General features: G+C 64.3%; 15 protein-coding genes and 1 tRNA gene. 8 read left to right on the top strand and 8 right to left on the bottom strand.

Annotated features, from left to right (window positions below; translation table 11 throughout):
- Nucleotides 1-2: 2 nt before the first annotated feature.
- The 5 genes from MB818_RS04260 (at nt 3) to phnN (ending at nt 4,079) form a co-directional block, all read left to right on the top strand.
- Entirely contained in the window at nt 3-1,094 is a 1,092-nt protein-coding gene (locus tag MB818_RS04260; RefSeq protein WP_238904102.1) for a carbon-phosphorus lyase complex subunit, read from the top strand.
- Nucleotides 1,091-1,927: an alpha-D-ribose 1-methylphosphonate 5-phosphate C-P-lyase PhnJ gene (locus MB818_RS04255; protein WP_234162765.1), complete on the top strand. Its 837-nt coding sequence runs from the start codon at nt 1,091-1,093 to the stop codon at nt 1,925-1,927. Before MB818_RS04260 ends, MB818_RS04255 begins: the two co-directional genes overlap by 4 nt.
- Before the next feature lie 85 nt (nt 1,928-2,012).
- Nucleotides 2,013-2,783, top strand: a complete 771-nt coding sequence (gene phnK / locus MB818_RS04250; protein ID WP_238904100.1) for a phosphonate C-P lyase system protein PhnK — start codon at nt 2,013-2,015, stop codon at nt 2,781-2,783.
- 67 nt (nt 2,784-2,850) lie between these two features.
- Complete coding sequence (gene phnL / locus MB818_RS04245; protein WP_234216058.1) at nt 2,851-3,534, top strand: phosphonate C-P lyase system protein PhnL; 684 nt, start codon at nt 2,851-2,853, stop codon at nt 3,532-3,534.
- Nucleotides 3,531-4,079 (top strand): phosphonate metabolism protein/1,5-bisphosphokinase (PRPP-forming) PhnN, encoded by a 549-nt coding sequence (gene phnN, locus MB818_RS04240; protein WP_234216057.1) that lies wholly within the window; start codon nt 3,531-3,533, stop codon nt 4,077-4,079. The genes phnL and phnN overlap by 4 nt, the downstream gene beginning before the upstream one ends.
- Here phnN and MB818_RS04235 read toward each other — a convergent pair.
- Complete coding sequence (locus MB818_RS04235) at nt 4,061-4,744, bottom strand: DUF1045 domain-containing protein (RefSeq protein WP_238904098.1); 684 nt, start codon at nt 4,742-4,744, stop codon at nt 4,061-4,063. The two genes, phnN and MB818_RS04235, sit on opposite strands and share 19 nt — an antisense overlap.
- Nucleotides 4,745-4,797: 53 nt before the next feature.
- Here MB818_RS04235 and MB818_RS04230 point away from each other — a divergent pair, with 53 nt between their 5' ends.
- Complete coding sequence (locus tag MB818_RS04230) at nt 4,798-5,940, top strand: alpha-D-ribose 1-methylphosphonate 5-triphosphate diphosphatase (protein WP_234184417.1); 1,143 nt, start codon at nt 4,798-4,800, stop codon at nt 5,938-5,940.
- Between the two features lie 4 nt (nt 5,941-5,944).
- Here the strand turns inward: MB818_RS04230 and MB818_RS04225 are convergent, their stop codons facing one another.
- Entirely contained in the window at nt 5,945-6,358 is a 414-nt protein-coding gene (locus MB818_RS04225; protein WP_234142709.1) for an excalibur calcium-binding domain-containing protein, read from the bottom strand.
- A gap of 176 nt (nt 6,359-6,534) precedes the next feature.
- Here MB818_RS04225 and MB818_RS04220 point away from each other — a divergent pair, with 176 nt between their 5' ends.
- Nucleotides 6,535-6,786: a hypothetical protein gene (locus MB818_RS04220; protein ID WP_234176408.1), complete on the top strand. Its 252-nt coding sequence runs from the start codon at nt 6,535-6,537 to the stop codon at nt 6,784-6,786.
- A 59-nt stretch (nt 6,787-6,845) separates the two neighbouring features.
- On the opposite strand, the gene MB818_RS04215 is transcribed toward MB818_RS04220, so the two are convergent.
- The 3 genes from MB818_RS04215 to MB818_RS04205 form a co-directional block, all read right to left on the bottom strand.
- Nucleotides 6,846-6,922, bottom strand: a tRNA-Arg gene (locus tag MB818_RS04215).
- Between the two features lie 35 nt (nt 6,923-6,957).
- Entirely contained in the window at nt 6,958-7,434 is a 477-nt protein-coding gene (locus MB818_RS04210; protein WP_234137368.1) for a GNAT family N-acetyltransferase, read from the bottom strand.
- Nucleotides 7,435-7,441: 7 nt separating this feature from the next.
- Entirely contained in the window at nt 7,442-7,753 is a 312-nt protein-coding gene (locus tag MB818_RS04205) for an ETC complex I subunit (RefSeq protein WP_234137369.1), read from the bottom strand.
- Nucleotides 7,754-7,972: 219 nt separating this feature from the next.
- Here MB818_RS04205 and MB818_RS04200 point away from each other — a divergent pair, with 219 nt between their 5' ends.
- The gene (locus MB818_RS04200) at nt 7,973-9,739 is read left to right on the top strand and encodes an adenylate/guanylate cyclase domain-containing protein (RefSeq protein WP_238904096.1); all 1,767 of its coding nucleotides are present in this window, start codon (nt 7,973-7,975) and stop codon (nt 9,737-9,739) included.
- A 100-nt stretch (nt 9,740-9,839) separates the two neighbouring features.
- Here MB818_RS04200 and MB818_RS04195 read toward each other — a convergent pair whose 3' ends face one another.
- From MB818_RS04195 to MB818_RS04185, 3 genes are all read right to left on the bottom strand, one after another.
- Nucleotides 9,840-10,046 (bottom strand): cold-shock protein, encoded by a 207-nt coding sequence (locus tag MB818_RS04195; RefSeq protein ID WP_234137371.1) that lies wholly within the window; start codon nt 10,044-10,046, stop codon nt 9,840-9,842.
- Between the two features lie 226 nt (nt 10,047-10,272).
- Nucleotides 10,273-11,955, bottom strand: coding sequence for an adenylate/guanylate cyclase domain-containing protein (locus MB818_RS04190; RefSeq protein WP_238904094.1), 1,683 nt, complete (start codon nt 11,953-11,955; stop codon nt 10,273-10,275).
- Nucleotides 11,956-11,982: 27 nt separating this feature from the next.
- Complete coding sequence (locus tag MB818_RS04185; protein ID WP_238904092.1) at nt 11,983-12,678, bottom strand: glutathione S-transferase family protein; 696 nt, start codon at nt 12,676-12,678, stop codon at nt 11,983-11,985.
- Nucleotides 12,679-12,742: the final 64 nt, after the last annotated feature.

Raw genomic sequence — 12,742 nt, 5'->3', positions numbered from 1 at the left:
CCATGTATGTTGCCGTCAAAGGGGGCGAACGCGCCATCGAGAACGCCCATGCCTGGCTGGCCGAGGAGCGGCGGGGTGACCCTGAGGTCGCCGAGCTGTCCCTCGCCCAGATCCGCGAACAGCTGAGCCTGGCGGTCAACCGGGTGATGGCCGAGGGCTCGCTCTATGACCCCGACCTGGCCGCGCTGGCGATCAAGCAGGCGCGTGGCGATCTGATCGAGGCGATCTTTCTGATCCGCGCCTATCGCACCACCCTGCCGCGCTTTGGTGCGAGCCGCGCGGTCGATACCGGCGCGATGGCCTGCGACCGGCGCATCTCGGCCACGTTCAAGGATGCGCCGGGCGGGCAGGTTCTGGGGCCGACCTTCGACTACACCCACCGCCTGTTGGATTTCAAACTGGCCGCCGAGGGCGCGGTGCCGCCAGCGCCAAGCGCCCCCCCGCGCCGCGAACCCACGCCGCATATCACCGAGTTCCTGGGGCAGGAGGGGCTGATCCAGCGCGAACCCGAGAGCGAGGCCGCGCCGCACGATCTGACCCGCGAACCGCTGGAGTTTCCCGCTGACCGCGCCCTGCGCCTGCAATCTCTGGCGCGCGGGGACGAGGGGTTTGTGCTGGGGATGGCCTATTCCACCCAGCGCGGATACGCCCGCAACCACGCCTTTGTCGGCGAGCTGCGCATCGGGCGGGTCACGGTCGAGATGGAGATCCCCGAACTGGGCTTCGCCATCGAGATCGGCGAGGTCGAACTGACCGAATGCGAGACGGTGAACCAGTTCAAGGGGTCCAAGACCGAACCGCCGCAATTCACCCGGGGCTATGGGCTGGTGTTCGGCCAGTCCGAGCGCAAGGCAATCTCCATGGCGCTGGTCGACCGCGCCCTGCGCTGGCAGGAGCTGGGCGAGGACAATCTCGGCGCCCCGGCGCAGGACGAGGGATTTGTGCTCAGCCATTGCGACAATATCCAGGCCACCGGGTTTCTGGAGCATATCAAGCTGCCCCACTACGTCGATTTCCAGTCGGAATTGGAACTGGTCCGCAAACTGCGTCGAGAGGCGGAAGAGCGCATTGCGCCAAGGGAGGCCGCGGAATGACTGATCAAGCTTACAACTTCGCCTATCTCGACGAGCAGACCAAGCGGATGATCCGCCGTGCCATCCTCAAGGGGCTGGCGGTACCAGGATACCAGGTGCCCTTTGCCAGCCGCGAGATGCCGATGCCCTATGGCTGGGGCACTGGCGGGGTGCAGGTCTCGGCCGCGACGCTGACGCCCGAGGACCGGCTGAAGGTGATCGACCAGGGCGCCGACGACACCACCAACGCGGTGTCGATCCGCAAGTTCTTTGAACGCACGGCGGGGGTAGCCACGACCGAGGCAACGCAGGAGGCGACGGTGATCCAGACCCGGCACCGCATCCCCGAGGCGGAGCTGACCGAGGATCAGATCCTGGTCTATCAGGTGCCGATCCCCGAACCGCTGCGCTTTCTGGAGCCGCGCGAGATCGAGACCCGCAAGATGCACAGCCTTCAGGAATACGGGCTGATGCATGTGAAACTCTACGAGGATATCAGCCAGCATGGCGCGATCTCGACCGCCTATGCCTATCCGGTGCGGGTGGCCGATCGTTATGTGATGGACCCCTCGCCGATCCCGAAATTCGACAACCCAAAGTTGGAGATGGCGGCGATCCAGCTCTTTGGTGCCGGGCGCGAACAGCGCATCTATGCGGTGCCGCCCTATACTCGCGTCGTGAGCCTCGATTTCGAGGATTACCCGTTCGAGGCAACGAAGGCCGATCACGCCTGTGACCTCTGCGGCGCCGGGGACAGCTATCTGGACGAGGTGATCATGGATGATGCGGGCGGGCGGATGTTCGTCTGCTCCGACACCGATTACTGCCGCACACGCCGCGAGGAGGCGGCATGAGCAGTGCGGTCCGAGCGGGGGAAAAAATTTCGACGAAATTTTTTGAACAGGATTTCGGAGAAATCCTGGGCGCGGGAGGTGAGGGATGAGTCCTTTGTTGCGGGTGGCGGGGATCGAAAAGCGCTATGGCGCGCGGATCGGCTGCACGGATGTGAGCTTCGATCTCTATCCCGGCGAGGTGATGGGGATCGTGGGGGAAAGCGGCTCGGGCAAGTCGACGCTGCTCAACTGTCTGGCCGGGCACCTGGCGCCCGATGCGGGGCAGGTGATCTTTGACACCCGCCATACGGGACCGGTGGATACGGTCACCATGTCGGAACCCGAGCGGCGGATGCTGAGCCGTACCGACTGGGCCTTTGTCCATCAGCATGCCCGCGACGGGCTACGCATGTCGGTCTCGGCGGGGGGAAACATTGGTGAGCGGCTGATGGCGGTGGGCGACCGGCATTATGGCCGTATCCGCGCGGCCGCGCTCGACTGGCTGGATCGTGTCGAGATCGATGGCGCCCGAATCGACGACCGGCCTTCGGCCTTTTCCGGCGGCATGCAGCAACGCTTGCAGATCGCGCGCAACCTGGTGACCGGGCCGCGACTGGTGTTCATGGACGAGCCAACGGGTGGGCTCGACGTGAGCGTGCAGGCGCGTCTTCTCGACCTTATGCGCGGGCTGGTGCGGCGGATGGGGCTGAGCGCCATCATCGTCACCCATGACCTGGCGGTGGTGCGGCTGTTGGCCGACCGGCTGATGGTGATGAAGGACGGGCACGTGGTCGAGAGCGGGCTGACCGATCAGGTGCTGGACGATCCGCAGCATGGCTATACGCAACTGCTGGTGTCGAGCGTGTTGCAGGTGTGAGGGGGCGCTGCCCCCGCGCCTTTGGCGCTCCCCCGGAGTATTTGGGGCGAAATGAAAGGGATTTGGGATGATCGATATCCGTGATGTGAGCAAGAGTTTCACCCTGTACAATCAGGGCGGCGCGGTGATCCGGGTGATGGAGGGGGCCTCTTTGCATGTGGCGCCCGGCGAATGCGTGGCGCTGACCGGTGCGTCGGGGGCGGGTAAATCGACCCTGATGCGGGTCATTTATGGCAATTACTTGGCGGCCTCGGGTTCTGTCCTTGTGGGCGGGCTGGACGTCGCCCGGGCCGAGCCGCGCGAGATCCTGCGGCTGAGGCGCGAGGTGCTGGGCTATGTCAGCCAGTTCCTGCGGGTTGTGCCAAGGGTGCCGACGGTCGAGGTGGTGGCCGAACCGCTTTTGGCGCTAGGCGTGGACCCCGAGGCGGCGCGGGCGCGGGCCGAGGCGCTGCTCAGGCGGCTCAACATTCCCGAACGGCTCTGGCCGCTGAGCCCGACCACCTTTTCGGGGGGCGAGCAGCAGCGGGTGAACATCGCGCGCGGCTTTGCCCATGCCTATCCGGCACTGTTGCTGGACGAGCCGACGGCGAGTCTGGACGCGGAAAACCGGGCGGTGGTTCTGGAGCTGATCGCGGAGGCCAAGGCGCGCGGCGCGGCCATCGTCGGTATCTTTCACGATATCGAAGCGCGGGCGCGGGTGTGCGACCGGGTGGTCGATGTCTCGGGTTTTACGCCAGAGGCAGTGGCATGAAGCAGGTGCCGGTCATCGCTGTGGTGGGCCCTTCGGGTGTAGGCAAGGACAGCGTCATGGCCGCACTTGCCGCGCGCGATCCGGGGTTTCATCTGATCCGGCGGGTGATCACCCGGCCGGACCAGGCGGGCGGTGAGGTGTTCACCGGCGTTTCGCAGCAAGATTTCGACGCGAAGCGTGCGGGTGGTGTCTTTGCCCTCAGTTGGCAGGCACATGGGTTGAGTTATGGTGTCCCGATGCCCTCGGATGAAGAGCGTGCGGGCGCAAGGGCGCTGCTGGTCAACCTGTCGCGCGCAGTGCTTCTGCAAGCGCAGGGCGTGTTCCACCCCTTTGCTGTGTTGTCCCTGACGGCCCGGCCCGAGGTGCTGGCCGCGCGGCTGGCCGCGCGCGGGCGCGAGGATGTGGCCGATCAGGCGCGGCGGCTGGGGCGTGCCGACATGGCCCTGCCCGCGGGGCTGCGCCGGGTGATCACGATCGACAATTCAGGCCCGCTCGACGACACCGTCGAGGCGGTTCTGGCCCATCTTCAGCGGGAAAGTGCATAGCGATGGATCAGGTAAAACCGGCCATCACCGGCCTCGCCCACCAGCGCCAGATCACCCAGGGTGAAGGGCACCGGCAGCAAGGGGCCGAGCCGGTCCTGCAACAGGGCCTGTGCCCGCGCCAGCAAGTCATCGTCCAGCCGACCGGTGAGGGTAATGTGAAAACGGAACTGGTCGAGCACGTAAGGATAACCCCATCGGGTCAGATGCGCGTCTTGCGCCGGGGTCAGCCGGGCGGCGCGGCGGCGCTCCAACTCCTGCGGCGTGGCGGGCGCGCGAAAGCGGTCCAACTCGGTGACGCAGGCCGCCGCCAGCGCGTTCAACTCGGTCAGGTCCCCCACTGGGCGCAGGGCAAGGAACCGGCCCAGCCGGGCGATCTCCAGCCCCGCCAGCATCACCGCCGGGCGGCAGGCGGCCAGCGCCGCGCAGGCCCGGTGCAGCGCATCGGCATCCTGCCCCTCGGCCAGGCGAAACGGTGGTTTCATCGTCGCATGCAGCCCATATTTGCGCGGCGTCGCGGTCAGGACGGCCACATCCAGACCGGTACCCTCGGGATGTGCCAGTTCCTGCCCGGTCTCGACGTCCCAACCCAGCCAGGCGGCACCGAACCCTGTCCAGGCCTCGGACGCAGGTGGCAGGAAATAGATCGCGTATCGCAGGAATGTCACATTGGCCTCCTATGTCGTGGCCTTCACCCATGCCCCAACCAGATGAAGTTCAGATGACAGATGAAATGATCCTTGCCAATGCCACGCTGGTTCTGCCCGGCGAGACCGTGACCGGCAGTCTGCGGGTGGTGGATGGAACCATCACCGAGATCGACCAGGGCGCGCGCGTGCCCGCCGGGGCCGTCGATTGCAGCGGCGATATGCTGGCGCCGGGGTTGGTGGAGCTGCATACCGACAATCTGGAGCGCCATATCCAGCCGCGCCCCAAGGTCGATTGGCCCCATGCCGCCGCGATCCTGGCGCATGACGCGGAACTGGCCGGCACCGGCATCACCACGGTGTTCGACGCGATGCGGGTTGGCTCGATCCCTTCGGGCGCCGGACGCTATCTGAAATACGCCCGCAGCCTGTCGCGCGAGCTGTGGCAGCTGCGCGAGGCGGAGGTGCTGAAGATCAGCCATTTCCTGCATCTGCGGGCCGAGGTCTGTTCGGAAACCCTGGTCGAGGAGTTGGACGAGTTCACGCCCGAGGACCGGGTCGGGCTGGTTTCGCTGATGGATCACACGCCGGGGCAACGGCAGTTCCGCGACATGGCCAAGCTCGAAGCCTATATGAAGGGCAAGAACGCGATGGACGACGATACGTTCCTGCAACATGTCAGCCATCTGAAAATTCTGCGCGACCGCAATGGCGCCCGGCACGAGGCCGAGACGGTCAAGGCCGCCGCGCGGCTGGGGGCGGTGCTGGCCAGCCATGACGACACCACGCCCGAACAGGTGGCGGTATCAGCCGGTCACGGCATCCGGCTGGCCGAGTTTCCCACAACGATCGAGGCGGCCGAGGCCTGCCATGCACATGGGATAAAGGTGATCATGGGGGCGCCGAACCTGATCCGGGGCGGGTCGCATTCTGGCAATGTGGCGGCGTCGGAATTGGCCGAACGCGGCCTGCTCGACATTCTCAGCTCGGATTACGTGCCATCGGCCCTGTTGTTGTCTGCGCTGCGTCTGGGTGAGTGCTGGGGCGACATGGCGCGTGGCCTGGCCACGGTGACACGGGCACCGGCGCGTGCGGTCGGCTTGGATGATAGGGGCGAGATCGCGCCGGGGCTACGCGCCGATCTGATCCGGTTCCGCATGCGCGAAGGGGTGCCAGCGTTGCAATCGGTCTGGTCGCAGGGGCGACGGGTGGCCTGAGCGCTCAGGGCCGGACAAATTTCGCCTGTCCGGGCGCGTGCTGCACAGGGACCTGAGCCTCCATGCTGGCCGAGGCCAGCGTGGTGCCGCAGGCGACACCGTCCAGATCCGCGTCGTTACGCAGGTGATAGCCAGGTTCGCCGCGCCGCGCCTCTGGCAGACCCGCGAGAGCCGCGACTTCGCACCCGGCCAGCGCAGCGATATGGCGCAAGGCCAGTTCTGGCGGATAGGGGCTGGTACGAATGTAGACACCAAAGGCCGTCGATCCCGCGATCACCGGCAGGCTGGCCAACAACAACAGGATGCGCAGGGGCGACAACGCCTTTGCACGGGTCCGTTCTGCCCGGCGCTGGCGCCGGGTCTGCTTTTTCGAGGCCTCGGGATAGAGCGCCTCTCGGATGGCTTGCAACTCGGTCATGGGTGGATCGTGACACCTGAATATGGCGGCGGCATGGCGCGCAAAGGTCAGGATCGGGAAGTTATTCTAAGTACTTGAAATAATTGCAACAATAAACAATGGCTCCGTACTTGTGCCCTGCCTTGCGTCACCACATCTATCACCTGGTTTCAACCCATGCTCAAAGGAGCACCCCCATGCGCAGCCTTATCCTTGCTGCAACCCTGCTATCCACCGCGATCCCTGTTCTGGCTGACGAGGTGACCGGTACTATCCTGGCCTTCGACCGGGTCGATAGCCTGATCGTTCTTGAGGACAAGACCATCTGGTCGCTGGAATTCGTTGACGAGATTCCAGAGGATCTGGCCGCCGGGGACGAAGTCCATATCGTTTTCGAAAGCGCGGGCGAGGACGGAATCACCAAGATCAACGCCATTCACCGCAAGTGAGAAACCTGTCCCGAAGCGGTCTTGCTCGCTTCGGGATACACATCCGCGCCAAGGAATAATGGCGATCCCACGAGGACTCGAACCCCGAACCTGCTGATTAGAAGTCAGCTGCTCTATCCAGTTGAGCTATGGGACCACTTGGCGCCTGTTATGCCACGCAGACATGGGGGGTCAAGCGGCCCCGCGCAGATCGAGGGTCATGAAGGTGGACCAGGGATCCTCGGCATACCCTTCGAAGGGGCCGCATTCGGCGAAACCATAGGTTTCATAAAGACGCCGGGCCGGCAGGAAATCATCGGTCGATCCGGTTTCCAGATAGATGCCGGAGGCGCCTTGGTTGCGGGCATGGTCGAGCAGGAATTCGAGCATTGCGCGTCCCGCGCCCGTGCCGCGCGCCTCGACCAGGGTATGCATGGATTTCAGCTCCAACGCGCCGCCCGAAAGGGTTTTGAGCGCGCCCATTCCAATTGCGGGGCCCGCCTGGCGCAGCAGGAAAAACGCCACGTCGGGGCTGTCCAGTCCACTGCCATCCAGCACATGACAGCTTTCCTCGGGTGATTGAGACGCCATCAACGCCACGTGCCGCGCGATCAGCGCCGCCGCCTCGGGTGCGGATGGGCTGGCCCGCTCTATGGTGAATTCGGACAAAGCGCCCTCAGTGGGTCCAGGGGCCGCGCCGGTCGGTCGCGAAATTCTCGCCATAGCCGCGTGCGCGCAGGTTGGGCTTGCGCTTGTGCGGCTCGGTAACAGTAACCTCGATCCCGTGCGACTTTGCGTAATCCAGCGCCTCTTCCTTGGTGTCGAACCGAAGCCGGACTTGGGACTGCGTGTCGCTGGACGAGGTCCAACCCATCAGCGGATCGACCTCACGTGCCGAACCGGGGGCGTATTCCAGAACCCATTTGCGGGTCTTGGCCATGCCCGAGGTCATGGCATTCCGGGCGGGCTGGTAGATCCGTGCGCGCATCATGTACTCCGTCGTCTTCGGCTGGTTCCTATATGCGCGCATCGACGGGCTCGGGCAAGGCCGATTTCCGCGACCGCTCGTCGCCTGATGCTAGGCGCCAACGCCTTGCACCGCGCCGAGAATGGCAGCCCGGACCCGACCCTCCTTCGGATAGATTTGCACGAACCGTTTTTGCACAGCCAGCTAGACCGGCCCGATGATCTGTCCTACCAATCAAGCATGGACAATGAACGGGTATCCCGACGCCTTTCTGCCATTCTGGCCGCTGATATCGTCGGATATTCGCGGCTGATGGCCGAGGACGAATCCGCGACCCTGAACGCGCTGAACCGGCACCGGCGCGAGGTGTTCGACCCCTGCGTTTCCCGCCACAACGGTCGTATCGTCAAGCTGATGGGCGATGGTGCGCTTGTTGAATTCCTGAGCGTGTCCAATGCCGTGCAATGCGCCACCGAGATCCAGCGAACCATGGCCGACATGGACGACGCCGGGGGAATCTCCCTCAGGATCGGCGTCAACCTGGGCGACGTCATCCTGCAGGATGACGACATCTTTGGCGATGGCGTCAACGTCGCTAGCCGGCTGGAGCAGTTGGCGCAGCCGGGCGGCGTTTGCGTCTCTTCGGTGGTGCAGGAAAGCGTTGGCGGTCGTCTCGGGATCACCTTTCAGGACGGCGGGCAGGTCTCGGTCAAGAACATCGACCGCGCCTTGCGCGTCTATCACTGGCATCCGCAGGATGCCCCGCCGCTGCCAAGGGGAACTGTAATACCCGAAAAACCGCACGAACCCGGCTATGCCATCGCCGTTCTGCCGCTGGACAACATGTCGGGCGACCCCGAGCAGGAGTATTTCTCGGACGGGATCAGCGAGGATATCATCACCGACCTGTCCAAGGTCTCGGGCCTGACCGTCATCGCCCGCAACTCCAGCTTTGCCTACAAGGGCAGGTCCATCGACCTGCGGGTGGTCGGGCGCGAGCTGGGTGTCACCCATGTTCTCGAAGGCAGCGTCCGGCGTGCGGGCCAGCGCGTGCGTATCACTGCCCAGCTGATCGACACCAAAGACGGCAGCCATGTCTGGGCCGACCGCTACGACCGGGACCTGACCGATATCTTCGCGGTGCAGGACGAGGTGACGCTGGAAATCGTCAAGGCGCTGAAGGTGTCGCTATCCTCTCGCGAACGAGCGAATATCGCCGATGTCGGCACATCGAATATCGAGGCGCATGAAGATTACATGCGCATGCGCGGCTTCCTGTTCTTTCCCGGCATGAATGCCGAAGGCTGGCGCAAGGCCGTCGCCTATGGTGAGCGCGCGATTGCCCGCGACCCCGGCTATGCCGACGCCTATGGCATGCTGGCCCTCATGCACCTGCTGGACTATCACAACCACTGGTCTGGCGCGCCTTCGGAAGAGGCGATGCAAAAAGCGGACACCCTGGTGCGGCGCAGCCTGGAGCTTGGCCCGGACAATATCTGGCCCAACAACGCCTATGCCGCCATTTCGCGGTGGCAGGGTAAACTGGACGAAGCCCTGCCGGCGCTGGACCGGGCCATGGCCAAAAGCGCGGATTACGCGATGGGCTGGTTCACACGGGGCGAGATCGAGATCGCCCAGGGCAAGCTCGACGATGCGATCGAACATCTCGAACGCGCGATCCGGCTGGATCCGTCGTTCCGGCACCAGTTCATGCAATTCCTCGCCATGGCCCATTTCCTCAAGGGCAGCTTCGAGACCGCGGCACTGTTTCTGAAGGAACGGGTCTTCCTGGTGAAGGACACCGATATCGGGCGCGCCTGGCTGGCCTCGGCGCTGGGGCATCTGGGCGAGGTGGAGGAGGCGCGTCAGGTCTGGCAGGAGATGCTGGAGATCAATCCGGCATTCGACATCCGGACGCGGCTGGCCCGGCTGACCCTGACCGACCCCGCCCACGAGCGGTTGATTTTGCAGGGACTGGAAAAGGCCGGTCTGCTTGCGGACAGCTGAAGGCGCCGGGATCGGCCCGGCAAAGAAAAAGCCCCCGCTTGGGGGCTTCCTCATAAACTCGCGAAAACCACCGGCGCATGTGTCCGGTGGTTGAACCGGCTCAGGCCAGTTGCAGGTTGGTCGCGCTCTCGCGGCCATCGCGGCCGGATTCCAGGTCGAAGGTCACTTTCTGACCGTCATCCAGCGAACGAATGCCGGCGCGTTCCAGTGCGGTGATGTGCACGAACACGTCCTTGGAACCGCCCTCGGGCGCGATGAAGCCGAAGCCTTTAGTTGCGTTGAACCATTTCACAGTGCCATTGGCCATTGTGATGTCTCCATTATGTTTCGTTGCCCGCGGAATGCGGCAACCCGGCCTGTCAGTTCGAAATCGAGGACTGTGGCCATATTGGAGAACAGTAGGTCGAGATAGAAATACGTAGCATGCTGGACATGGTCCCTTGTGGCACACAAATCAAGGGAATTCGCCTGAAACAGCAAAAGAATCTCGGGGCGTCGCTGGACACCGGCGTTTTGTGGGGTGGAAAGCGACCTCAGGTCTCCAACCCGTCCAGTTGCCCCTGTGGGCTACGGACCGCGCTCGCCAGCGCATCGGCCAGATGTTGGTGTGACGCCGGTAGGACGGGGCAGCGCGAGCAGATATTGGGCTGTGGCGCAAGCCCCGCCGCGCGCTGGAACACGCTTTGGGCGGCCTCGGTCTTGCCGTCGGCCTGCAAGGCGAGCCCGCGCAGGACATACATCGCCCGTTCCTTGGGTCGGGTATCCGCCGCAAGACGTGCATCCTCGGCGGCCAGATCATAGCGGCCGCCACAATAATAGGCCGCCGCGCGCAAGAAGCGTCGATACGGGATCATCGGATTGTGCACCTGCCGTTGCAGCAACAGTCCAAACTTCTCGGCGGCCTGATCGAACTCTCCCTCTACCATCAGGATATGCGCTTCGAGTTCGTGACTTTCGGCATAGGCCGGGTTCAGGTCGCGACTTCGGATCAGATCGGCACGCGCGCCCGCCACATCCGACAGGCAGTTGATCCGATAGAGACCGCGTGTCCAGAACACATAGTCGCTGCCGGGGTTCTGTTCGATCGCGGTATCAAGGTCGTCTGCCAGCTCCGTCAGCAGGTCCTGGGACAGGCGCCTGTAGCGCGCGGAATGCGTCATGATCTCGGCTTCGGTGCGCATCGCCAGCGACACGCCGTCGCGCGGGTTCATCCGGATCGCGCGTTTCATCAGTCGCAGACCGTCGATCCAGTCCTCGTAGGTCAGCCGGTAATAGGCATTGGCCGCCCGCGCCCGCAGTTCCGAGACGCTCAGCTCCTCTTCGGGGATATGGGCCAGGCGGTCGCCGTCAAAGGCGTTGGTCTGGATGCGCAGATCGGCCTCGGCGCGTTCCAGCACCACGTCGCAGAAATCGAAAATGTCGGCCGTTTCGCGGTCATAGCTTTCGGACCAGACCGGCCGCCCTTCGGAGCGCAGGACCAGTGACAGGCTCAACCGCCCGCGCCCGCCCGCGACGCGCAGCCTGCTGCGCAGGTCATAGGTGGCGTTCTCGACAGGCCGGTTCGCGGCGTCCAGCACGACGACACCCTGCCGCCGGGACAGGCGGATCACCAGCTGATCGTGCAGGTCGCCCGCCAGTGCGGCGGTTTCGGCATCCAGCGGGGCGTATTCGATGGCGGCTATCGCGATCGAAGTGATCTGGTCCGGGTCGATCTTGCGCTTGTGCTTGGGCCGCCACTGATACAGCCGCACCGGCTGGGCGATGTTTTTCAGCCGGAAGGTACCGGCATCCTTGAGGTCACTTGCCAGCGGGCCGGACAATTGCCGGAACAGGTCTTCGGATATCATCAGCCCGCCAGGGGGTGCCTCGGCCTCGATCCGCTGCGCGATGTTCAGTCCCGAGCCATAGAAATCCTCGCCATCCGAGACGATCTCACCGATATGGGCGCCGATTCGCAGTTTCAGCGGGGTCCCGGCCTGGAGCTTTCTCTGTATATTCATCGCGCAGTCGACGCAGGCGGCGACGCTGCTGAAAGAGATGATCCAGCCGTCGCCAAGGCGTTTCAGAACGCGGCCCGAATGGGCTGCGACAACAGGCTCCAGCATGTCCACTCGCAGGCCTCGGACCGCGTCGATCGTCTGCTGCTGATCGGCCTCCATCATAGCGGAATAGCCGACGATATCAGCGAACATCAGGACGGCAAGCTGGCTGTGCATCGGCTCTCCCTGTCGTGTCGTACAAGTCTATGGGATCGTGGCCTCCTGTAAAGCTTTCCCGTCCATGGACCGCGCCAGCTCTCCCAGATGCGAGGATCGTGCTCGCAGGAACGCCAGCAGCCGCGCTGGATAGCCCTCGGGCGGGGCATCCCGGACCGAAGGGCGCGCTGCCACCGCTGCGCGCCAGCGCGCCATGCCGGTGTCATCGGGCATCAAGCCAAACGCGCCGATCGCCTCGAATGTGTCGAGATAGCGGAACACCGTACCCCAGACACCGTCGATCATGTGAAACCGCTCGCCCGCGAAAAACGGACCTTGCACTTCGGGCGCCACCCGCGCCAGCCGGTCGCGCAGGGCCTGCCTGCGGCTCTCGAAGGTCGCGGCATCGGGGGCGTTATAGAACCCCGCGATCTCGGCCAGCGTGGCCGAGGCATATTCGATCCACGCCCGGTGCCGCGCCTTTTCCAGCGGGTCGTCAGGGTGCAGCGAGCCGGGGGTGATCTCGTCCAGGTATTCGGCGATCACCTGGCTTTCGAACAGCACCCTGCCGCCGGTTTCGAGCGCCGGCACCCGGCCCAGCGGTGACAGGGCGCGGAACCAGTCGGGCTTGTTCGACAGGTCGATATAGCTGCGTTTGTGGGCAATGTCCTTTTCGCTCAGCACGATCACCGCGCGCTGCACATAGGGGCACAGGTGATGGCTGATCAGATGCGGGTCGGTCATGGGAACCTCATGTGGATGCAGTTGCATGTAGATGATCTGGATATTCTTGATTGAAAGTCAATGC

Source organism: Ruegeria alba, assembly GCF_022321465.1.
Lineage (GTDB): Bacteria > Pseudomonadota > Alphaproteobacteria > Rhodobacterales > Rhodobacteraceae > Ruegeria_B > Ruegeria_B alba.
This window is presented reverse-complemented; position numbering and strand designations above follow the sequence as displayed.